We start from the raw sequence: 21,511 nt of genomic DNA, 5'->3' as shown, positions 1-21,511 counted from the left end.
ACGGACCAGCAGGCCGACAACGACGGCGGTTCCCCCGCCGCCTCGGAGGAATCCCCCGAGCACCAGCGCGAGGGCGGGACACGCCGCCGCGGGCGGGGGCGGGCCCGCGGCCGCGGGCGGGCCGGGGCCGGGGGGGCCCCCGGCCAGGGCGCCCCACCGTCGTCGTCTGCTGGCTAGAATCCGGCGATGGTGTCCGCGGCGTTGACCTCCACGACGTGGAAGACCTCGGCCAGCCGGCCGGTCCCCCACCCGTGTGCTGCGGCCAGGGATTCGGAGTTGGAGCGGACGAAGGACTCCATCTTCGCCACGTCCGGGTGCTGGCTCAGGTGGGCGCGCAGCGCCGTGAGCTTCGCGTCGAAGGTATCGGTGATGTCCACGGCGTGGTTCTGCCGTTCCTCCGGGCCGCCATAGAGCCACAACCAGCGCAGCTTGAACGCCTCCAGCCCGGATTCCTGCAGGTCGGGGTAGGCGTAGGGGTTCTCCACTGCCGGGTAGACAGCGCGGGTGACCGCTTCCCCGCACGCCAGGTGGTCGGGATGGGAGCGCTGCATGCGGGTCCAGTCCCGTTCGGGATGCATGGCCAGCACCACGTCGGGACCCACCCGGCGGATGAGTGCCACGATCTTGCGCTGCACCTCGTGGGTGGGTTCGAGGTAGCCATCGCGTTCGCCCAGGAAATGCACCTGCTCCACCCCCACGCTGCGGGCTGCCCCGCGTTGCTCCTCGTGGCGCATGGCAACGATGTCCCCGCGGTGCGCCGGGTCGAATCCCCCGGCGTCACCGTCGGTCATGATGCAGTACTGGACCTCCACCCCGGCACGCGTCCAGGCTGCGACCGTCCCGGACGCCCCGAAATCGAGGTCGTCCGGGTGGGCCCCGAAGCACAGGACCCGGCGGACGGTCTCCCGGGCTGGATCGAAGGCTGCCATGCTAGCCTTGGCGTCGCTTGATCTCTGCGGCTGCCTGCGGCAGGACGGTGCGCACATCTCCCACGATGCCGAAATCGGCGATCTCGAAGATCGGCGCGTCCTCGTCGCTGTTGACTGCCACGATGACCTGCGAGGTCTGCATGCCGGCCTTGTGCTGGATGGCACCGGAGATCCCCGCGCAGATGTAGAGCTGCGGTGAGACCGTCTTGCCCGTCTGGCCCACCTGGTACGAGTGTTCGATCCACCCGGCGTCAGTTGCCGCCCGGGAGGCGCCAACCGCCGCGCCCAGTGCGTCGGCGAGCTCCTCCACCGGGGTGAAGTCCCCGTCCAGGCCGCGGCCGCCGGAGACGACGATCCGCGCATCCTGCAGTGCCGGGCGTCCCGAGGCCGGCTTGTCTTCGGTGCTGGCGACCGTGGCAGCGGGGCCGGCGTCGGTGACCTCGACGTTGGTCAGTGCCGGGCTGGTTGCCGTCGCCTCGGCGGGTTCGACGCTGTTGGGTTTCACGGTGATGACAGGGGTCCCGTGGGTGGCGCGCGCCGAAACCGTGTAGCCACCGGCCAGCACCGACTTGGTAACCGTGAGGTCGTCCGCCACGTCGACGGCGTCGGTGATCACTCCCGAGGAGAGCTTGATGCCCACGCGGGCTGCGATTTCCTTGCCGTCGGCGGTGTTCGGCAACAGCACGGCTGCAGCTTCGACCGTTCGGGCGACGCCGGCCACGAGGGCAGCTTCCCCGGCGATCAGTGTTGCGTCCAGGGACGTGGACGGGGCGTAGACGGCGCCCGCTCCCAGGGAGCCGATCGCGGCGACCGTTTCGTCGGTCGCCGGAGCGCCGAAAACGACCACGGGTTCGCCGAGCCGGTGGGCCAGGGTGAGCAGTTCACGCTGGGCCTTGCCCGGCTGCGTGGTGGGTGTGTTGATGAATACCAGAATGTTCGCCATGGTGGTCCCCTCGGTTCCTAGAGAAGTTTCTTGCCGGCCAGGAAGTCCACCAGCTGCACGCCGGCGTCTCCCTCATCCGTGATGACGGTGCCCGCAGTGCGGGGTGGGCGGGCCTGGGCGTCCTCGACGTGGGTCCAGGAGCCCGCGGTTCCGACCTGTGAGGCATCCAGCCCGAGGTCGGCGAGGGCCAACGTGGTGGTCTTCTTCTTCTTGGCGCCCATGATGCCCTTGAAGTTCGGGTAACGCGGTTCTTCTCCCTGGTCGGTGACCGAGACGATGGCCGGCAGCGGGGCCTGCAGCATGGTCGATGTCGTATCCGAGTCGCGGCGGCCCGACAGCATGGCATCGTCTCCGAGTTCCAGCGAGGACACCAGGGTCAGCTGGGGCAATCCCAGGCGTTCGGCCAGCTGCGCGGGGACGATCGAGGTCTCGCCGTCGGTGGAGGCCATGCCGGCGATGACGACGTCGAAGCCACCGAGGTGTTCGATGGCCGTGGCCAGGGCCAGCGACGTGGCTGAGGCATCCGAACCGGCCAGTGCCCGGTCGCACACGTGGACGCCGTCGGTCGCCCCCATTTGCAGGGCCTTTTTCACGGCTGCCGCGGCACGCTCCGGCCCCATCGTTAGGGCGGTGACGGTGTTCCCGGCCTTTGCGCCGCCGCGTGCTTCCACCAGTTGCAAGGCGGATTCGATGGCGTATTCATCCAACTCGGACAAAATGCTTTCGGACCGGTCGATGCTGTGGTCGGCTCCCGTCAGATGACGGTCGAATTGCGCATCCGGGACGTACTTGACCAGGACCAGGACCTTCAGTGGTCCTCCGCTTGTCACGCTCATGTTCACCTTTCGCCTTGACTCTTCCGGCTGCAGGCAGCCGGAACCATAGGTTCCGCGGGACTTCCCGCAAATTCCAGTTAATGAGTATTAACCAAGAGTATCGTCCGGAGGGGCAACCCGCCAGCGCGGCACCCGGTTTCCGGTCTTCAGCCTATCTCCCGCACACATGGCAACCGGCCGGCATCCCGGGTGGGATGCCGGCCGGTTGCCGACCGAAATGGATTTACTGCTGGGTCAGTTCGCCCAGCGTGACGTCGGCCGTGTAGGACTTGCCACCGCGGGTGTAGGCGACGGTTGTCTTGTCCCCTTGGGCGTATTCACGAACCGCTGCCGTGAGCGACTGGCTGTCGGAGATCACGCGGTCCCCCAACTTGGTGATGACGTCTCCGGACTTCAGCCCGGCTTTGTCTGCACCGGAGCCCGAGGTGACGTCCTGGACCTGGGCGCCAACACTGAATTGCGTACCCGAATCCGCTGCCATGGCCTTCACGGTCACACCCAGCAGGCCGTGGGTTGCACTGCCATGGTCGATGATGTCCTGGGCAATGCGCTGTGCGTAGTTGATCGGGATGGCGAACCCGACGCCGATGGAGCCGCTGTCGTCGCCGCTGGCGCTCGATCCTCCCGCGGAGGCGATGGCGACGTTGACCCCGATGATCTGCCCGGAGGCGTTGACCAGTGCTCCGCCCGAGTTCCCATGGTTGATGGCGGCATCGGTCTGGATGACGTTGATGTAGATCGAACCGGCACCGGAACTCTGCTGTTGCCCGGGCATCTGGAAGTTGAACTGGTTGCCGTCGCTTCCCGAGGAGCCATCGGAGGTCTTGTTCTCCGGGACCGCCGAGGAGGCGACGCTGATGGTGCGGTTCAACGTGGAGATGATGCCGTCGGTGACGGTCCCACTCAGACCCAGTGGGGCACCAATGGCAATGGCCGCATCGCCGACGTTCATTTTGGAGGAATTGCCCATCGTTGCCGGCTGAAGGCCCTGGGCGTCGATCTTGATCACTGCCAGATCGGACAGGGGATCCGTTCCCACGACAGTGGCCTTATGGACCTGCCCGTCATTGGTGCGGACGGTGATGGTCGGATTCGAGACGGCACCCCCGAGGGTCACCACGTGGGTGTTGGTCAGGATGTGGCCTTCCTTGTCCAGGATGATGCCGGATCCCGATCCGCCCTGGCTCTGGCCATCCACCTCGATGGTCACCACACTGGGCGAGGCCTTCGCGGCGGCCGCGGTGACGGCTGTGACGTTGTCCGGGTTGTTGATGACGACTGCCTGGTTGTCCTGGGCCGACGCCGCCACCGGCTGGCCGGAGCCATCCATGAGGTAGTTGGCACCGACGGCGCTGCCGCCGCCGATCAAGGCGGCGATGACCATGCCGGCCACCAGCGTACTGGTGCCAAATCGCTTGGACTGCCGGCGCGGTGCCGGGCTGAAGGAGGCACCCGGGGGGTAGTGTCCACCGCCGGTCGGTGGCGTGCCGGCCCCCGCCGTTCCCGCGGCGGCGTACTGCGCCGTCCGGGGGTGGGCTTCCGACAACGGCTGCTCCGTGGTTTCCGGCCCGCTGGCAGCCTGCGGTGGGGTCTGGGGGCGAGGCGGGACGGCTGGGCCGCCGTTGGTCCGGCCGGCTGCGCCGGCCGCCTCATTGTCTTCGCCGTTGGAGAAGGTGTTCAGGTCCTCGCTCATGACGTTCTGTCCTTTCTGGGGTTCCTTGACTCCAACTATGGCAAGGGGCGCTGTGTTCCGAAAAAGCTTTACCTAAGGGGAACCTGTGAGAGCACAGTGCCATGGCACCGGCGATGCCCGGGGAAGCCGCGCCGTTGTGGACGGTCCCAAACCATACCCATAGAATCAACAGGGACGGCTACGGGCAACTAGCCGCGGGTCCTTGATCCGATCGACTGCGATTGCCACGACGGCCGTTACCGACATCGAAGGGTGATCCATGCGATCCATTGCCAGACGGGTATCGGCAGTCGCCGGTTTCGTGCTGATGTCCATCCTGCTGTTGGCAGGTCCCGCTTCCGCTGAAGCACCCGTCACGATACCGCCGGGTGAATTCGTCGTGGACTCCTCCGACGTCCTCGGCAGCGCGGCAAGCCGGGTGGAGCAAGCCGTGGGCGAACTGCAGGACAGCGAGGGACTGAACCTCTATGTGATCTACGTGGACCAGTTCACCGATCCGTCAGACATGGACGCATGGGTCGAGCAGGTCGCCAAGAAAAAGGGACTTGGCCCCTCGGACAGCGTCCTGGCCATCGCCACCGAGGCCAGGCAATTGCGGCTGAAATCGAACGACGCCGGGGACATTGCCCCCTTCGACGCCGATATCGCCAAGGACTACATCACACCCGGTCTGCGCAAGGACAACCTGACCGCCGATGACTGGGCTGGCGCTGCGGAAAACGCGGTCAAGGGCATCGAAGCCGCTGCGGCCGGGGATCTGGGCAACGGGACCAGCGACGCCTCATCTTCTTCTTCGGGCGGTTCGGCTGCCCCGTGGATCATTGGAGGGGTCATCGTGGTCGGCGGCGGAACGCTGTGGGCGCTGGGACGCCGGAAGAAGGCGAACAGCCCAGCGCGCGGGCAGCTCCCCCGGCCCGGCGGGGAGGGCCCACAGGATCCCTTCGAGGCCATGAGCGTCGAGGAGCTCAGGTTGAAGGCCGGCCCCCTGTTGATTGCCGCCGACGATGCCATTCGCTCCAGTGAGCAGGAAATCGGCTTTGCCATGGCTGAGTTCGGGGAGGAAGCGGTCCAGCCGTTCAGGAAGGCGCTGGCGACCGCGAAGGACCACCTGAACGAGTCCTTCAAGCTGCAGCAGCAACTGGACGATTCGATTCCCGATACGGAGGCAGACCAGCGCAAGTGGCTCACCGACATCATCGGCCGCTGCGAGGCGGTCAACGATTCGCTCGAGGAGCACCGCGAGGACTTCTCCGCGCTGCGGGAACTCGAACGCAATGCCCCGCGGGCGGCCGCGGCCCTGAAGGAGCAGGCGGCTGGCCTGCGTGCCGATCTGCAATCGGCCCAGTCCTCGCTCGCGGGCCTCTCCAGCCGGTATGCGGATTCGGCTCTCGTCCAGGTGCGGGACAACGTCGCCCAGGCGGGGGAACTGCTGGACTTCATCGAAGAGAGCGCCACAACCGCCTTGGACAAGATCTCCAACTCGGCAACGGCCGAGGCCGCGGTGGCGGTCCGGGCCGGCGAGGAGGCAGTGGACCAGACCCGCGTTCTCATCGGGGCGATCGCCAAGACGGAAACTGGACTGGATTCCGCCCGCGCCGACCTCGAATCCCAGCTGGGCGAAGCCAAGCAGGATGTGGCGCAGGCCAGGTCCCTGTCCTCCGATAGCAGACACCCTGAGCTCGCGGCTCCCCTTGCAGCATTGCAGGATGCTGTCGAGCAGACTGAACTCGCCCGGCAATCCGAACGCATCGATCCCGGCGCCTTGTTGTCGGGCCTTGCCCGGGCCCGGGAGACGCTGGATGGGCCGCTGGAGGCGGTGAGGGACCGTGCCGAGCAGGCTCGACGCGCCAATGCCTCGCTGCAATCTGCAGTGCGCTCCGCACAGGACAAGATCAGCGGCACCGACGATTTCATCCGGGCCCGCCGGGGCGGAGTCGGAGCCACGGCGCGAACACGGCTGGCAGAGGCCCAGCGGCAACTGGACGAGGCGCTGCGCATCGCTTCCAACGATCCGGTCGCGGCCCTCCATCTGGCCCAACGCGCCTCGGCCCTCGCCGATCAGGCAGCCCGGCAGGCGGAGTCCGACGTCGACGGCTTCGGGGGTGGCTTCGGGGGCGGAGGATTCGGAGGCGGCGGATACGGTCGAGGAAACGGCCTGGGCGGTGCAGTGCTCGGAGGAATCCTCATTGATTCGATCCTGCGCGGGGGCAATGGCGGCGGTGGAGGTGGAATCTTCGGAGGTGGAGGATTCGGCGGCTTCGGTGGAGGCGGCGGCTTCGGCGGCGGGGGCGGCGGCGGAGGCTTTAGCGGCGGTGGCGGCGGAGGCAATTTCTAGCCAGTACACCCGACGAGTATTCCGGCGGCGCGACCGCCGGTTGCAGGACCAGACCAGTAAACCCAGTGGAAGGTGACATCGTGATCAAGCAGTCAATCTTTGGACGCATCGCCCAGCTAGCCAAGGCCAACATCAACTCGATGATCGATTCGGCCGAGGACCCGCAGAAGATGCTGGACCAGATGGTGCGGGACTACACGAACAACATCGCCGAGGCAGAAACCGCAGTTGCCCAGACGATCGGGAACCTGCGCATGCTCCAGCAGGATCATCAGGAAGACCAGGAGAATGCCCGCGACTGGGGCAACAAGGCGCTGGCCGCCTCGCGCAAGGCCGACGAGTTCCGGGCAGCTGGCAAGGAAGCCGACGCCACCAAGTTCGACAACCTGGCGAAGATCGCCATCCAGCGCCAGATGCAGTCCGAGGGAGAGGCGAAAACGGCAGAACCGACCATCGCCTCCCAGGAGGAGATCGTCGAGAAGCTCAAGAGCGGCTTGAATGCGATGAAGGGCAAGCGCCAGGAGCTGGTCGCCAAACGCGATGAACTCGTGGCCCGGGCCAAGGCATCGCAGGCGCAGACGCAGGTCCAGGACGCGCTGAAGAGCATTGACATCATGGATCCGACCAGCGAGGTGTCCCGGTTCGAGGAAAAGGTCCGTCGTGAGGAGGCCCGGGTGCTGGGCGCCTCCGAACTGGCGGCCTCCAGCTTGGACGCCCAATTCGAGTCGCTCGAGGATCTCGGTGAGCAGACCGAGGTCGAAGCCAGGTTGGCTGCGCTGAAGTCCGGCGGGTCCACCACCGCCGCCTTGGGGTCCGGGGAATCTGCATAGCCCCCGAACCGTGGATCGTCCCCGGCGTGTCCATTGCATGTGGATGTCGGCACGCCGGGCACGACAAAGGCCCCTGACTTGGCATCACACCAAGTCAGGGGCCTTATCTCGTTGCGGGGACAGGATTTGAACCTGTGACCTCCGGGATATGAGGCGAGGTTGGCTATCATTAGTGACTGTCGGTGAAAACCTCCCGCTGACTAGCCCAAACACCCATTTTGCCGTGTCACAAATACCCGGAACTACCCGCCCTTACCCAGGGTTTCCGCTGGGTAAAGAATGACCTAGCGGCTGACATCCATGCCGAACTGGGCCAACAGGTCAGCATGGTCCGGGGCCTCGTGCGCCTTCTGTACGTAGTGCCTTCTGGTGACGTCCTCCGACGAATGGCCAAGCTGTGCCGACGCCGCGGCCAGCCCTTCCGCGTTGGCCAGGACGGTGGCCACCGACTTCCTGAACGTGTGTGGCGTGACCCAGTCGAAGCCGAGATCCAGTCGCGCCTGCCGCCACTGCTTGCGAAAGTTGTTCGGATCCCTCAGCGTGCCAGCCGCGGATGGGAAGACCACATCGAAGGCGTTTCCCTCTTCTTGCTCGACCTGCCGCCGTAGGAGCATCTGTACCGCAAACCCGGGCAACGTGTACTTCTGCTGGGATGACGAGCTCTTGGGGTGGGACTGCCACTTCAACCCCTCCCCCGGAACGTAGATGACCGTCCCGTTCACCGTGACGGATGCGCGTTGTGTGCCGAGATCCACGTCGGGCCAGCGAATGCCCAATGCTTCCCCGATGCGGCAGCCGGTGGCCAGCATGACGTCTACGACGTCGAGCAGGTCCTGTGGGCGCTTCCGTCCGACAGGCGCAGAGTCGGACTGCCACGTGAGGAGGCCGGCGCGGAGGGCGCGGGCCTCGTCGACGGTGAGCGCGCGAACGGTTCCCTTGGCAACCGGCACAGGGGCGACGTCGCGGAGGGGGTTCCCATCGGCTGCCCCGTGGCGCACGGCGAGGCCCAGGATGCCGCTCAGGATCGTTTTGGCGTGCTTGGCAGTTGCTGCCCCATGCTTCTCACGGACGGCCTTGAGGAAGCGATCGAGCGCTGTCACCGTGGCTTCTCGAATGCGCAGGTTGCCGACACCAGGCAAGATCTGGTTGTCCACTACATCGCGGTATCGGGTGATCGTATTGTCCGCACGGTCGCGGTCCTCAAGCTCAGCCCACCACAGGGGAACGACGGCACTCAGTCTGGTTTCCCGCGTGACTTCTTGGCCCGCTGTGGACGCGGAACGATCCCTGAGCTCGATCACCAGGAGGCGTTCGGCTTTGGCCCCCGACTCAGCGCGCTTCTCGACCTGGCGGGTCCGGCCGTCGTAATCCCGGAACCGCGTGATGGCACGCCAAACCCCCGGGGCAACCTGCTTCCGGCTGATCTTGCCCCACGAACCGAGCGGCAGCGGCGGCCTAGGCATCTGCGACCCTCATGAATTGTCCCTGTAAGCGCGTTTGGTACCGATCCACTCGGTGATCTCGGTGGAATCTTGCAGGACCCCATGTTCCCAGTCTTCGGCGAGAACGCCGATCTTCATGGCACCACCCCTCAGTTCGGTGACTATCGCATCAATTGAGCCAATGAATTCGGCGTCGATTTCCGCTTCGCTTCGCTGGCATGCATCCAAGTACGCAGCCTTCAGTTCGTGGATCTTCCCAATGTCGGCATCTATGCCCCCCTGCCAGTCGCCTAGCTTCAGCCCGTAGGTTTCCCACCCGTCAACGGCAGCATCCACTCCCGCAACAAGCTCACGCGCTGCACCCTCGGCCGTTGCTGGCGTAGTGAGTTCATTTAGGGTCCCTCCGGCCAAGGAAGCCAGAATGATGGCCTCGTTGAGACGAATTGGGCGCTTACCGTCTTCGATTCGCTGGATCGTTTGCTGGTGAAAAGGGAGCCCTTGTTTGGCGGCTCGACGTGCCATCGCTGACTGAGACCAATCGAGAGCGAGCCTGCGCTTCTTCAGTTGCTGCGCAAACTCCGCTTCCCATGGCAATTGGGGGTTCTCATCGCTAGTCACCACTCAACCATAACAACAATTAGCCACAGGGGGCTACAAAGGATTGTAATTTCTCGATCCTGTATCTACACTCGTTTGTAGGGGCACCATCAAACTAGCGTTAGGGGCGCGAAATGCAAGATTCAAAGGAATTCCTCACCTCTGAGGACCTTGCCAAACGCTATTCGGTGTCTATCGACACGATCCGGCACTGGCGGAAGACCTCCACCGGACCCCGCGGCCTCAAGCTGGGCCGCCACGTTCGGTACCCGATGGAATCCGTCCTGGCCTTTGAAGCTTCGCGCGCGGAAGCTCCGCGAGAGGGCTCTTCCAAATGAGTGATATGTGGAAGGCAACGGCCGACCGGATCCAGGACCTACCGATAGAAAAGTGGGCGTCATTCGTCGGCTTCACCATGGGTCAGATCGGATCCACCGGCGTTATCACGGCCGCGGACGTCGACAACTGGATCGACGCCCTGGAACGCCGCCAGCAGCTTATTGATTCAAGGCTGGAACCATGAGCACGACATCGGTTCAAGTGCTCCGCACCTTCCCGCGGAGCGCCCGGCATCCACAGGCCGCGGTGTACGACTGCCCGCTGTGCTCGATACGCCACTGGGTGCCGCTCAGCAGCGCGACAGCGACAGTCCACTGCCCCACCACCAATGAACTCATTACCCTCGACCTGGCCGAGGCCAAGAAGGCCGGACGGTGATGCTGCTTGGGATCCAAGAACGCTAGGCGCGTCATGGACTTTGGCGGGTTCCTGAGACCGAACGCCTACAAGGTGCTGCAGGTCATGGCGTGGCATGCATACGACCCGCCACACGGGCCGAAGGGCCCGAAGGAACAGCCCGCCAACCTGTTCTTTCTCTCGGCGGATACGACATGCCATAAGGCTTTTGGCAGGCCAATGCCGCCGGCACCCGGCGCCGTCCGGGAGGAATGGACCATCGAGGACCGCGAAGTAAATGCGGAGCGGCGGACGGTCTACTCGACCTTGACCGCGGCGATTCGAGAACTGATGGACCTGGGAGTAATCAGTCGGAAGCTCTCAGCCAAGCCAGGCGTCAGGCCCGCCCACTACGAGCTCCACCTCAACCGACTTGAGCAGGCCAGCACAGACCAGCTAATCCACAAGACCGAGACTAGGAAATCTAGTCAGACAGGACTAGAAAATCCAGTCTCGCAAGACAAGGAAATCCAGTCTCGTAGGACTAGGAAATCTAGTCTTTCCCAATCCGGAGACAAGGAAATCCAGTCTCGTAGGACTAGGAAATCATCCCCTGAGAAGGCCCCCAGACTAGAAAATCCAGTCTCGCAAGACAAGGAAATCTGCGACCAGAAGAACAAAGGTGACGTTCAACCTTCTACTTCCATTGGCCAATTTCAAGAATCGCCTCAGGCGACCACCTCACTTGCCCATCCCATCCACATCGACGAAGAGGAACTATTTTGAGCACGAACCCAGCCCCCGCCCAGGAAACCACCACCGCGCCGACCGACGACGAGTACGAGGACATCATTCACTGGTTCATAGAACGGGACGTGCTCCGCAACGAGCCCCTAGGCCTCCCCAGCAAGACGATCTGCGGCCGACTGATGGTCACGACACCAGATGAGGCCGTGAAGCCCACCACGACGACCATCGGCGACACATGGTGCCCCAGGTGTCTCGAAGTCGATCTGCTCGGCCCCGGCAACTGAGGAGGACCCCATGAAGCCCAAGGAACAGATCAGGATCCGGGCCCTCCGGAATGGCCAGGTCCTCGTCATGACGCATCGCGGGACGAACATCTACGATCGCGCCGACCTCCTCGCCGTCCTCCTCCCAGACTCGACGACATCCACCGAACCACCCGCCGGCTGGGCACCGATCGACGACGGAATCCAGCCATACGTCGGGCCCTCCGGCGGATTCCAAGGACCCCAGCTGGAACAGGTCCTCCCGGGGGGCCTGTACCAAGTCAGCCACCGATTCTGGGACGACCAAGGGGGCCGAATATCGATCGAGCGGTTCCCCAGCGACACACCGGACAAGGAAGACATAGACATTTGGTCCGCAGACGCGGCTTGGCTCGCCGCCGCCATCACCCAACCTCAAGCCTGATCACCCCCAAGGAAGGAAACCATCATGAAAGTGCTCACAGCACCCCGGCAGGCACCCGCATGGGCGCACCCGATCGAGGACGCAGAATCCAGGGATCCGGGCGACACCTACGCAGAAGGACCCCGGATCCAGTCCGGTGCGATCACCGGGTCCCTCGCCTGGCAAGCGCACACCGGCCCGACGATCCTTCTCCAGCTGCTCGGCCAGGACGAGCGCATTGAATTTCTAGGCGGTCTGAACATCGACGCGGCCCGCGCTGCCGAGCACGTCCTCAACGAACTCATCCGCTTCACAGACACCAACACCAACAAGTAGAAAGAGCCCGAAATGACCGCCACAATCCCCGAATGGGCCACCGACATCGTCTGCCCACAACATGACGACGACCTGACATGGGCCAAGGGTCCAACCCGCACCATCAGCACCCCCGTAGAAGGCGGTGAATTCAAATGCACCCTCACGATGGATTGGGACGACTCCATCGGTGTCGCCATCAACCTCAATGATGGGGCAGCGTCGATCCTCCTGACGGCGGCACAGGCACGCCAAGTCGCAGACGAGATCCACAAGCTCCTGGACATCGACCAGCCGCGCGCTGCCGAAGCGGCCGCGTCGCCGAGCCCGGACGACCTGCTGACCGTTCCCCAAGTCGCAGCCCTGACCGGACTCACCACCAGCACGCTCGCGAACTGGCGATCCGCCGGGACAGGACCGACGCCAACGCACGTCGGCGGCAGAGTTCGCTACCTCAGGCATGAACTCAATGCCTGGTTGAACAGCCAAACCGGGCACTGACCGAAAGGCGACCATATGGCAAAAGTGAAGGGCCCACGCCCTGGCGGCACAGTCGAAAGCGTCATCCGCCTCCACCGCCGGGGCATGGTCCCCCGCCAAATCGCCGAAGAACTCGGCGTAAGCCTCTCGAACGTCCGCACAGCCCTCAGCCGCTACGGCTACAAACCGCACCGCGTTCCCACAGCACCTCTGGCCGACGTGGACGACGAGGAAGCACGCTCCACCCCGGAGCAGGCAGCTGCGGCCCTGTGGAACTACTTCGATGAACGGCGCAGAGCCCTCCAAAAGGAAGTCGCCTACTGGAAAGCCCGCGCCACCGCCGCCCACCATGAGGAGCCCCGATGACCAACACGAAACGCCTCAACACCCTGGCCAAGAGGTACGCCCAGATCATCGCCCAACTCGACGCCGACGACGCCAACCCAATCCGAGAATACGTCGAAGCGCTCAACCGCAGGTGCGCCGGGCAACGCGTCCACATCGGACGCCTACAAGAAGCATCACGCCCACCAGCGGCCACGCCACGATTCACGGATGCTGTCGTTGACGTCCTCGGCGCCGCCCGGACTGGCACCCCGTACTCGGATCTCGCCATCATCGCCACCGCGCATGACCTCACCCCGGAGGAACACCAATCACTCGGCACAGCCCTATGGGCCGCGGCCCGCCGCAACCTCACACCCAACCGCCCACCGGAAGACACCGAGCACCCATCCAGCACCACCAAAACATCAACGGCCCCTCAGCCAGAAAAGAGCACCCCATGACCACCCACACCAACCGTGTCGAAGACCAGCAGCGTCAATTCCGGACCGTCTACCCAGACCCCGTCGATCGATGGAACGCCATCGAAGAGGCACTACCCGAAGAGGCCCGCACCGATCCGGCAACCGGCAAATTCCATGCCAACATGTTCCTCGATCTCACCGACGCAGACCGGCAGACCGTCATCGACTACGCACCGACTTACTGGGCAAACCGGGAACGCGAGGATGCGGAAGCGAAGGTCGCCGCGGCACCGTCCACCACACCCGCAGCAGACGCCCTGGCAGCGCTTGAAACCGACATCGCTGCCGGCAATGGCGTAACTGCCTCCCAACTCGCCACAGCGCGAGCGGAGGCCCAAGCAGAGTCCGACCTGGCCACGATGACGGCGAACGCCGCCAAGGCCCGCGCCAAGGCAGAAGCCGCAGCCGCCAAGAAACGCGCTGAAGCAATCGACGCCGTGCGAGCCAACCTCCCCGTGATGGGCCCCGGCGTCAGCGAAGCCCTGGCGGCGGCGAAGGACGCCATCGACAAGGTCATCGCCATCGGTGCCGCGTACAACGAACAAATCCGCCAGGCACAGGACATCCTCCGCCTCGGCGGCGTCCCCGAACGCGGCCCCGTCGGTGACAACCCCGACGACCTCGACTGGGAAAACCACTCGATGGGGATCCAGCGACTGGGCATGATCATCGACGGCACCACCTACGGCGACAAAACCTGGGAACTCCGCAAGACACTCGCCAACTACGCAGCCGCCGGCCGCATCAACAATATGTGCACGTACTCCCACCAGTAGCACCACCGGGCGGGCGGAAACCACACGGCAACCGCCCGCCCCACCCCGGCAGTGAACCCCGTCACAACCACACGAATTTTAGAACCAGATGGGGGTGCCCACGTGACCGGACACCACCCCGCGCGCGAGAACGCCACACCGACTGACCACTGGAGCACCCCATGCCACTCACCCCCGAACAACGAGACCAAATCGTGGAACTCGCGCAACAGGGCCACAGCAGGAACCACATCGCCCGCACAGTGGGATGCTCCGGCACCACCGTCCGAAAGTACGCGACCGCGGCCGGCTACACATTCGATCGTGAAGCCACGGCTGCTGCTACCCAAGCCAAACAGATCGACCAGCGTGCCCGCCGGACCGAGATCAACGCGACGATCCTAGACCGCATCCAAAACGCCATGTCCGGAATGGGTAAGGCAGACGACCCCCGTGCGTTCCAGGCGTTCGCCCAATCCGCTGCATCGTTGGCCCGTGCTCATGCTGAGCTGGCCCGCCTGAACCCGCCCGAGGAAGACCAGAACATCGAAGCCATGAAGGCAGCACTCGCTGGTTTCCTCATCAACGCACAAGAGACCGCCCACCAGTTGAAGACACAAGAAACCGATGGTCCCCGGCTGCAGATCGAACAACACCCAGGAGAAAACCCAGCATGAGCGTGGGCCCTTGCCAGTACCCGACCTGTAACGACGGCGACGGGAACCCGGTACTCACCACTCTGACCATATGCGAGGACTGCCGGCCCCGTTACTGGACCGCGATCCGCCGTCCCGTCATCGACTACGTCCAACTCAAGGCCAACTTCCCCAAACCCATCAGCGGGACTGCGGCACCAGACAAACGGCCCAGCCGCCCCCTCAGCTTCGGTCACCCCGCCGAGTGGGCGTCAGCCACCGCCTGGGAAGTTGCCGCCCTCCTCACCGAAATCCACCACAACGTCGCCGAACACAACGGAGACCCCGACGCCTGCCAAACCCGCGCCGCGGAACCCACCCGCGTCAACAACGCCCTCGAATACCTCAGCACCCACTTCGAAAGCCTCTGCACCATGCCCGCCGCCGGCGACGTAGCCGACGAAATCAACACCGCCCACAACCAGATCCGCAGCCGCCTCGGCCAAACACGCCGCGTCGAACAACTACCCACCCCCTGCCCCCGCTGCAACCTCCGCGCACTCACCCGCACACCAGGCGACGACACCGTCGAATGCCGGGCCTGCACTCACCGCATGACCCACGACACCTACCTCGCCCACACCCGACACGTAGCCGGCGAAACCGTCACCACCATCGACAACGAACGCGACAACCTCATCGCCCAATACGACGCAACCCACCCGGGAGACACACCATGACCCGCAACATCATGTTCGAACTCGGAATGATGGACCAGACCGTAGACCAGGCCGGCGTCGAATTCCGCGCCAGGCAACTCGCCGCCCAACTACTCGGCAGCCGCAGCACCGACGAGCACGTCGACCTCATCACCACCCACCTCGGCCAGCTCCGCGACGGGTCCCATTACCTCGTCATGGGCCGGACCCTCCAGATCCTCGCCGACACGGCGCACAAGGGCCTGACCGAATTGGAAACCCTTACCGGGAACCCCACGAGACGCGGGAAGGACATGGCATGGATCGTGGCCACCGGCCACTCCCCCGAACCCCCGTACAACTCAGACTCTGCCTAATCGTTGAGGCTGGGGTCAATCGTCAATGCATACCGGGCAATTCGCTCGACCTTCGACAGACACACCACGTCCTCGTACAGCGGACGCGTCGTCTTCCAGCAAGAGTCGTCCCATTCCTGCGCGACCCTGTCCAGCTCGTTGTACGCAACCGTCTGTTCACCTGTCGGATCAGCCAACCCGTCGTATGAGTCATAGGCCGCCGACGTGATCGTGGAGAGCAGTTCGGTGCAATAGTCGCGGTCCATCTCCGGTGTACAAGGCAGGCTGAACGACGGCTCGGTCTCCGCAGCCGGCGTTCCTCCACCGGCATCCGCTGTTGTGGCCGCACTCGGCGTGCATCCGGTCAACATGATCAGCAGCGCCCCAGTCACCGCAACAACTCTGCGGCTTCTCATAGGCCGGATCATACCTCTCTCGATCCCTTGGGGAAATCGAAGACAGATGCGATAATCAGGGGTAGGCAATCGCCTAGCGGCCAAGAGACCGCACCCATTGCAGCACCTACGGAAGAGATCGACGTGAGAACGTCCGTCGTTCCCTCCGTGAGGTGCCAATGTCCGAGTTCAACGTTGCCGACCTAGTCGCCACCCTCCGCCTCGACAAAGGCTCCTACGACCGGGACCTGGCGGCGTCGAAGGCCCGGACGGAGCAGTTCGCCCAGGGTGTGTCGAAGGCCGGTTCCGCGATGGGCGGGGCGCTCACGAGTGGGCTGCGGAAGGCCTCCGTGGCTACGGGTCTCGCCACGGGTGGGGCGGTCGCCTTGCTGGCATCGGTCACGAAGACCGGGGCCGCGTACAACATGCTCCAGCAGAACTCCCGGGCATCGTTGACCACAATGCTCGGCGGGGCGAAAGCCGCGAACGCCCAGATGGACAAACTGGACGCATTCGCGAAGAACTCCCCGTTCGCCAAAGACGTGTTCATCAAAGCCCAGCAGCAGCTCATCGGATTCGGCGTCGAAACGAAGAAGGTCCTCCCGACCCTCGACGCCATCCAGAACTCGGTGGCCGCTTTCGGCGGCAAGTCCGAGGACATCGGTTCCATCACCGACGTGCTTGCCCGCCTCCAGTCCCAGGGTCGTCTATCTGGCGAAGCCCTCGAACGGCTCGGATACTACGGCATCGACGCCGCCAACATCATCGGCGAGAAGATGGGCAAGACCGGCGCCGAGATCAAGAAGATGGCCGGGAAGCCTGGCGGTATCCCCGTCGAGAAGGTCTGGGATCCGCTGGTCAACGGGCTGCAGGAGAAGTTCGGTGGCACCACCGCACTGGTGAAGAAGCAGATGTCTGGGGCCGTGGACCGGGTCCGGGCGGCAGGCCGCGACATTGGCGGCATCCTCGCTGAACCGTTCATCAAGAAGAACGGCGGCGGTCGTGCCGTCGTGTGGGCCAACGAGTTCGCCGACGTCCTCCGCGCAGCGGAGAAGAAGGCCGGCCCCCTCGTCAACATGCTCACGGGCCGGCTGAACCCCGCATTCAATGAGCTCTCCGGGTTCCTGCACGACGCGAAGAACAGCATCAGCGGGTTCGACGTCTCGTCCCTGAACGGGGGCCTCGACAAGCTCTCCGCCCACGCCCCCGCGATCGCCGGCCTGGCTGCCGGGTTCGCGGCCATGGGCACCCAACTGCCCATCCTCGCCCGCATGGGCCTCGCCGTGAACCCCCTCGCCGCCGGGATCATCGCAGTCGTCGCAGCATCCCCCGAACTGCGGGGCGTGTTCTCCGACGCGCTCGCCGCCGGACAACCCCTCATCCCCCTACTTGGGGAACTCGCGGGGATCTTCTCCAAGGGCCTCACCACCGGCATCAGTGCCGCGGTGCCCCTACTCGAATCCGGGGTAGACGCATTCTCCGGTCTCGTCGGTGCCGCTGGCCCCGTCGTGGACATGCTCGGCACCGTGGTCGAAGGGTTCTCCCAACTGCCCGGGCCCGTGCAGACCGCCCTTGTAGCGTTCACCGGGTTTGCGCTCATGCGCGGCAAACTCGACTGGTTGAAGGACATCGGCCAGTCCATTGGCGGGACCGCTGTGGCCGGGTTCCAGAAGTTCCGTAACGAGATGGATCTCGTGCACGGGGCCATGCGCTTCCCCGATGCCGGGCAATCCCTGCAAGTCCTGGACCGCCAGATCAACATGGCGTCGACCTCCGGCAGCACAGCCCTGTCCAAGTTGAGTACTGCCGCGAAGATCACCGGGAAGGGTCTCCTGTCCGGGTTGAAGGGTGCCGCCACGGGTGTCATGAACGTGTTCGGTGGCCCTTGGGGTATCGCCATCGGGTTGGGGGCTGCCGCACTGGGTGCGTACGCCGCGAAGCAAGCAGAGGCCCGCCAGCGGGCTGAAGAGTTCCGCTCGACCCTCGACGAAACCACAGGCGCGATCACGAAGAACACCGAAGCCATGGCCGCACAAGCCCTCGCCGGCGACGACGGTTCAAAGGGGTTCTACCTCTGGTCATCCGGCGCCGAGGATGTCTCCAAGACACTGGATATGTTGGGGAAGTCCACCCAGGACACTGCGAGCATCGTCGCAAACGGCGGCACCGACTACGACAACATGATCGGCCTATTGAAGGACTATGAGGAAGCGACAAAGGCCGCTGCAGGGGAGACGGACGCGTTTGGGAACACCATCTCCACGGGAGACGGTGGGGCTGCCCTCGACGCGTGGGCCGCAAAGATGGACATCACCGGAGACGCCGCCCGCAAGTTGTCCACCGTCGACATGGCGCATCTGATCAGCGCCCTGGAACAACAGCGCAGCGCCGTTGCCGATGCCTCCGGCAACTGGTCAGAGATGAACGACTCCATGTCGAACGTCCCCACCACACAGTCGAAGGTCGCCGCTGCCATCAGCAAGGTCGGTGACGCCGCAGCGGACACCAGTGCCCGCCTGACCGCATACCAGCAGATCATCGACCTGATGAACGGGAAAGTCCCGGACGCGGAGGAACAACAGCGCAAGCTCGCTGCGACGTCCCGCACCCTGGGTGAGTTCTTCCGGGAAACCGGGGAGGACGGGAAACGCCTGAACGTCGGGTTGGTTAGCGCGAAGGACGGGACCATTGCCCTATCCGACGCCGGGGACCGGCTCATGGGCATCCTGGGGCCGCAGGCGGACGCGGCGAAGGCTGCCGCACTCGCGGCCGCAGACAACGCGAAAGCTAACGGTGACGCTGCCGGTGCCGCCGCGGCTGCTGACGCCGCGCTGAAGCCCATGAGGGACACCATCATGGGGTTGGCGAAGCAAGGCTACATCTCGAAGGATGCGGCCACCGCCCTCGCTACCTCCCTGCTCGGTATCCCCGGGGAAACATCAGTTGCGATCACCGATGACGGGTCGATCCAGGCCACGAAACTGAAGGTCGAGGACATCGCCCGGCTGGTGGAGAAGTCGCCGAAGGGCACGGTCACCATCGAGGACAATGCGCCCGAGGTCACCGACCGTCTGGCGGTCATGGGGTACGAGATCGAACACATTGGCGAAGGCCGCGTCACCATCACCGATGACGGCACCATCCAGGCGACGAACGACCGCGTGTCTGCCCTGGCGAAGAAAGTCATCAACACGCCCAACGGGAAGGTGACCATCACCGAGAACAGCCCCGTAGTCATTGCCGCGTTGGAGGCTTTGGGGTTCAAGATCAAGCGGCTCCCGAACGGGAAGATCGAAGTCACCGATGCGGGGACCGCGCGTAAGACGGGCGGGAAGATCGACGCGGAGGCCCGGAAGAAGCGGACCGCGCAGATCACCGCCCAGGCCGTGGGAACGGCAACCGCGAACGCGGCACTGAACGCAGTGGCGAAGAACCGTACCTCGACGATCACCGTCACGACCCGGAACCGGACGATCTCCATGCCGGGGCAGGTCATCCGCCCCGGACAGGTTGGCTGGCATAACTCCGGTGGCCGGATCCCGAAGAAGGCCGACGGTGGCCGACTCCCCAACACGGGGCGCGGCCGAGACAAAATCCTAGGCATCGGCTCGGACGGTACACCCACAGCATGGGTGGACGACGGCGAGTGGGTGATCAAACGGTCCTCCTCCAAGAAACACGACCGCCTGTTGGCCATGATCAACCGGGACGACCCCGCGTTGAAGAACATCAAGGGGCTGCAGAAGCTCGCCGGCGGCGGTCAGGTGTACACGGTCCGTCGCGGTGACACGCTCTCCGAGATCGGTGCACGGTTCGGGGTGTCCTGGCGGACGCTCCAGTCGATCAACGGGATCGCCAACGCGAACCGGATCTACGTGGGCCAGGAGATCCGACTCTCGAAGTCGGCTGCCGCCAAAACGTCGGCGTCGAACGCGAAGAAGAAAGCTGCACCGGCGAAGAAGAAGGTCACGAACCCTAAGCCCACATCCGGTCTCGCGTCCGCGTGGGCGTCGTGGGAGGCACGGGAGGAAGCCGAGGACGTCAAGTACCTGCAGACCCGGTTGAAGTCCCAGAAGTCCGCGGTGTCCGCTGCTGAGAAGAAGTACAAGGCGGCGAAGTCGAAGTCCGGGAAAGCATCAGCGAAGAAAGCCCTGGACGCGGCGAAGAAGAAGGTCACCGCCACGGAGAAAGCGGTCGCGAAGGAGCAGGAGAAGGTCCGTGACGCGAAAGTGAAAGCGGCCCGGCTCTCTGAACTGGAGTTCGACCTGCGCCGGGACATCAAGCGCGGGACCATCGTTGAAGCCGTCACGTCCGGTAGCGGGTTGCAGATCGTTGACCGGTTGTTCGAGCAGTCGAAGAACAAGGACCTGTCGTCGTCGAAGCGGCGGTCACTGTCCAAGACTGCGTCGTCGGCCGAATCGAAACTGCTCAGCTGGTACAAGCAGCTGGACAAGATCGAAACGAAGATCGACTCCGCGAGGGGCAAGTACGAGGACCTGATCGACACCCGGGACAAGGCGTCCCAGACGATGCAGGGCGAGTCCGGGATCCAGAACGTGGTGGACAACGTCCAACGCAACGGGTTTGCCGGTCTGTCCCTGAAGTCGATCACGGCCGGGTTCAAAACGGATGCGGCACGGATCAAGGCGTTCGGTAAGAAGATCCAGCAGCTGCAGAAGAAGGGCTATGCGGGTCTCCTTATCGAGGAGATCGTGCAGATGGGTTCCGAGGCTGGGTCTCAGGTGGCGGACGAGCTCCTGAAGGGGTCGTCCACGGATGTGAAGTCCCTGAACGTGGCGTACAAGTCTGTTGCGACGAACTCGAACCAGTTGGGCACCTACCTGACGGACGCGTTCTACAAGGGTGGGGTCAACGCCGCGAAGGGTGTTGTCGCTGGTCTCGAATCGCAGCAGAAGAAGATCGAGGCCGCGGTAGCCAAGGTCGGGAAGTCCATGGAGACGGCCCTGAAGAAGTCCCTTGGGATCAAGTCCCCGTCACGTGTGGCGAAGGCGATCACGGACAACTTCACGGGGACGATCCGGGACAACCTGGCCAAGGCTGTACCCGGGGTGAAGGTCGCCGCCGGTGGTGTTGGTGGGGCCATGGCTGCCGGGGTGCGGGCGTCGAATGCGACGACCGCCGCCGTAAACGCGTTTGCGAGTTCGGCCGGTCCGAACGGTGAACGTCCTCAACTGCATGTCCATGTGGACGCCCAACCGGGCACCGCCTGGCAGTACGCCAAGGACGTGGCCAAGGAAACCGCGCAGAAACTCGACGACGCATTGCTGACCGAGAACCTGCACGTCTAACCGGATTGGCAGGCGGGCAGGCATTGGCACCTGGCCCTCTCTTTAGGTGTCAACTGGTGCGAC

General features: G+C 64.4%; 24 protein-coding genes. 17 read left to right on the top strand and 7 right to left on the bottom strand.

Features of this window, described 5'->3' with window-relative positions:
• Positions 1-173 precede the first annotated feature (173 nt).
• From ACN0TP_RS03130 to ACN0TP_RS03115, 4 genes are all read right to left on the bottom strand, one after another.
• Entirely contained in the window at positions 174-929 is a 756-nt protein-coding gene (locus ACN0TP_RS03130; RefSeq protein ID WP_417216464.1) for a PIG-L deacetylase family protein, read from the bottom strand.
• A gap of 1 nt (position 930) precedes the next feature.
• Positions 931-1,872: an electron transfer flavoprotein subunit alpha/FixB family protein gene (locus tag ACN0TP_RS03125; protein WP_417216462.1), complete on the bottom strand. Its 942-nt coding sequence runs from the start codon at positions 1,870-1,872 to the stop codon at positions 931-933.
• Between the two features lie 17 nt (positions 1,873-1,889).
• On the bottom strand, positions 1,890-2,708 hold the full coding sequence (locus ACN0TP_RS03120; RefSeq protein WP_417216459.1) for an electron transfer flavoprotein subunit beta/FixA family protein: 819 nt from the start codon (positions 2,706-2,708) through the stop codon (positions 1,890-1,892).
• A gap of 223 nt (positions 2,709-2,931) precedes the next feature.
• On the bottom strand, positions 2,932-4,401 hold the full coding sequence (locus tag ACN0TP_RS03115; RefSeq protein WP_417216456.1) for a S1C family serine protease: 1,470 nt from the start codon (positions 4,399-4,401) through the stop codon (positions 2,932-2,934).
• Between the two features lie 259 nt (positions 4,402-4,660).
• Here ACN0TP_RS03115 and ACN0TP_RS03110 point away from each other — a divergent pair, with 259 nt between their 5' ends.
• Positions 4,661-6,736 carry a TPM domain-containing protein gene (locus tag ACN0TP_RS03110; RefSeq protein WP_417216453.1) on the top strand — a complete coding sequence of 692 codons (2,076 nt, stop codon included), beginning with the start codon at positions 4,661-4,663 and terminating at the stop codon, positions 6,734-6,736.
• Positions 6,737-6,816: 80 nt separating this feature from the next.
• On the top strand, positions 6,817-7,566 hold the full coding sequence (locus ACN0TP_RS03105) for a PspA/IM30 family protein (RefSeq protein ID WP_417216451.1): 750 nt from the start codon (positions 6,817-6,819) through the stop codon (positions 7,564-7,566).
• A gap of 284 nt (positions 7,567-7,850) precedes the next feature.
• Here the strand turns inward: ACN0TP_RS03105 and ACN0TP_RS03100 are convergent, their stop codons facing one another.
• Positions 7,851-9,029 (bottom strand): tyrosine-type recombinase/integrase, encoded by a 1,179-nt coding sequence (locus ACN0TP_RS03100; RefSeq protein ID WP_417216449.1) that lies wholly within the window; start codon positions 9,027-9,029, stop codon positions 7,851-7,853.
• Positions 9,030-9,038: 9 nt separating this feature from the next.
• Positions 9,039-9,626, bottom strand: coding sequence for a helix-turn-helix transcriptional regulator (locus ACN0TP_RS03095; RefSeq protein WP_417216446.1), 588 nt, complete (start codon positions 9,624-9,626; stop codon positions 9,039-9,041).
• 113 nt (positions 9,627-9,739) lie between these two features.
• Here ACN0TP_RS03095 and ACN0TP_RS03090 point away from each other — a divergent pair, with 113 nt between their 5' ends.
• The 14 genes from ACN0TP_RS03090 to ACN0TP_RS03025 all read left to right on the top strand — a co-directional run bounded on the left by ACN0TP_RS03090 (position 9,740) and on the right by ACN0TP_RS03025 (position 15,765).
• On the top strand, positions 9,740-9,943 hold the full coding sequence (locus ACN0TP_RS03090) for a helix-turn-helix transcriptional regulator (protein WP_417216443.1): 204 nt from the start codon (positions 9,740-9,742) through the stop codon (positions 9,941-9,943).
• Positions 9,940-10,128 carry a hypothetical protein gene (locus ACN0TP_RS03085; RefSeq protein ID WP_417216442.1) on the top strand — a complete coding sequence of 63 codons (189 nt, stop codon included), beginning with the start codon at positions 9,940-9,942 and terminating at the stop codon, positions 10,126-10,128. The genes ACN0TP_RS03090 and ACN0TP_RS03085 overlap by 4 nt, the downstream gene beginning before the upstream one ends.
• The gene (locus ACN0TP_RS03080; protein WP_417216439.1) at positions 10,125-10,322 is read left to right on the top strand and encodes a hypothetical protein; all 198 of its coding nucleotides are present in this window, start codon (positions 10,125-10,127) and stop codon (positions 10,320-10,322) included. The genes ACN0TP_RS03085 and ACN0TP_RS03080 overlap by 4 nt, the downstream gene beginning before the upstream one ends.
• Positions 10,323-10,328: 6 nt before the next feature.
• Positions 10,329-11,066 carry a hypothetical protein gene (locus ACN0TP_RS03075; RefSeq protein ID WP_417216437.1) on the top strand — a complete coding sequence of 246 codons (738 nt, stop codon included), beginning with the start codon at positions 10,329-10,331 and terminating at the stop codon, positions 11,064-11,066.
• Positions 11,063-11,314, top strand: coding sequence for a hypothetical protein (locus tag ACN0TP_RS03070; protein WP_417216434.1), 252 nt, complete (start codon positions 11,063-11,065; stop codon positions 11,312-11,314). Before ACN0TP_RS03075 ends, ACN0TP_RS03070 begins: the two co-directional genes overlap by 4 nt.
• Before the next feature lie 10 nt (positions 11,315-11,324).
• Entirely contained in the window at positions 11,325-11,717 is a 393-nt protein-coding gene (locus ACN0TP_RS03065) for a hypothetical protein (protein WP_417216431.1), read from the top strand.
• 24 nt (positions 11,718-11,741) lie between these two features.
• Entirely contained in the window at positions 11,742-12,032 is a 291-nt protein-coding gene (locus tag ACN0TP_RS03060; RefSeq protein WP_417216428.1) for a hypothetical protein, read from the top strand.
• Between the two features lie 12 nt (positions 12,033-12,044).
• Positions 12,045-12,512: a helix-turn-helix transcriptional regulator gene (locus ACN0TP_RS03055; RefSeq protein WP_417216425.1), complete on the top strand. Its 468-nt coding sequence runs from the start codon at positions 12,045-12,047 to the stop codon at positions 12,510-12,512.
• A 15-nt stretch (positions 12,513-12,527) separates the two neighbouring features.
• Positions 12,528-12,857: a hypothetical protein gene (locus ACN0TP_RS03050; RefSeq protein ID WP_417216422.1), complete on the top strand. Its 330-nt coding sequence runs from the start codon at positions 12,528-12,530 to the stop codon at positions 12,855-12,857.
• A complete protein-coding gene (locus tag ACN0TP_RS03045; RefSeq protein WP_417216419.1) occupies positions 12,854-13,279 on the top strand; it encodes a hypothetical protein in 426 nt (141 codons plus the stop codon). The genes ACN0TP_RS03050 and ACN0TP_RS03045 overlap by 4 nt, the downstream gene beginning before the upstream one ends.
• The gene (locus ACN0TP_RS03040; RefSeq protein WP_417216416.1) at positions 13,276-14,076 is read left to right on the top strand and encodes a hypothetical protein; all 801 of its coding nucleotides are present in this window, start codon (positions 13,276-13,278) and stop codon (positions 14,074-14,076) included. Before ACN0TP_RS03045 ends, ACN0TP_RS03040 begins: the two co-directional genes overlap by 4 nt.
• Before the next feature lie 161 nt (positions 14,077-14,237).
• Positions 14,238-14,732, top strand: coding sequence for a helix-turn-helix domain-containing protein (locus tag ACN0TP_RS03035; RefSeq protein WP_417216413.1), 495 nt, complete (start codon positions 14,238-14,240; stop codon positions 14,730-14,732).
• A complete protein-coding gene (locus ACN0TP_RS03030) occupies positions 14,729-15,430 on the top strand; it encodes a hypothetical protein (RefSeq protein WP_417216411.1) in 702 nt (233 codons plus the stop codon). Before ACN0TP_RS03035 ends, ACN0TP_RS03030 begins: the two co-directional genes overlap by 4 nt.
• The gene (locus ACN0TP_RS03025; RefSeq protein ID WP_417216408.1) at positions 15,427-15,765 is read left to right on the top strand and encodes a hypothetical protein; all 339 of its coding nucleotides are present in this window, start codon (positions 15,427-15,429) and stop codon (positions 15,763-15,765) included. Before ACN0TP_RS03030 ends, ACN0TP_RS03025 begins: the two co-directional genes overlap by 4 nt.
• Here the strand turns inward: ACN0TP_RS03025 and ACN0TP_RS03020 are convergent.
• A complete protein-coding gene (locus tag ACN0TP_RS03020) occupies positions 15,762-16,136 on the bottom strand; it encodes a hypothetical protein (RefSeq protein WP_417216405.1) in 375 nt (124 codons plus the stop codon). The genes ACN0TP_RS03025 and ACN0TP_RS03020 overlap by 4 nt on opposite strands.
• Before the next feature lie 182 nt (positions 16,137-16,318).
• Here ACN0TP_RS03020 and ACN0TP_RS03015 point away from each other — a divergent pair, with 182 nt between their 5' ends.
• Positions 16,319-21,448, top strand: coding sequence for a tape measure protein (locus ACN0TP_RS03015; protein ID WP_417216404.1), 5,130 nt, complete (start codon positions 16,319-16,321; stop codon positions 21,446-21,448).
• Positions 21,449-21,511 lie beyond the last annotated feature (63 nt).

This window comes from Arthrobacter sp. (assembly GCF_048266065.1).
In the GTDB taxonomy this organism is placed as follows: domain Bacteria; phylum Actinomycetota; class Actinomycetes; order Actinomycetales; family Micrococcaceae; genus Arthrobacter_H.
This window is presented reverse-complemented; position numbering and strand designations above follow the sequence as displayed.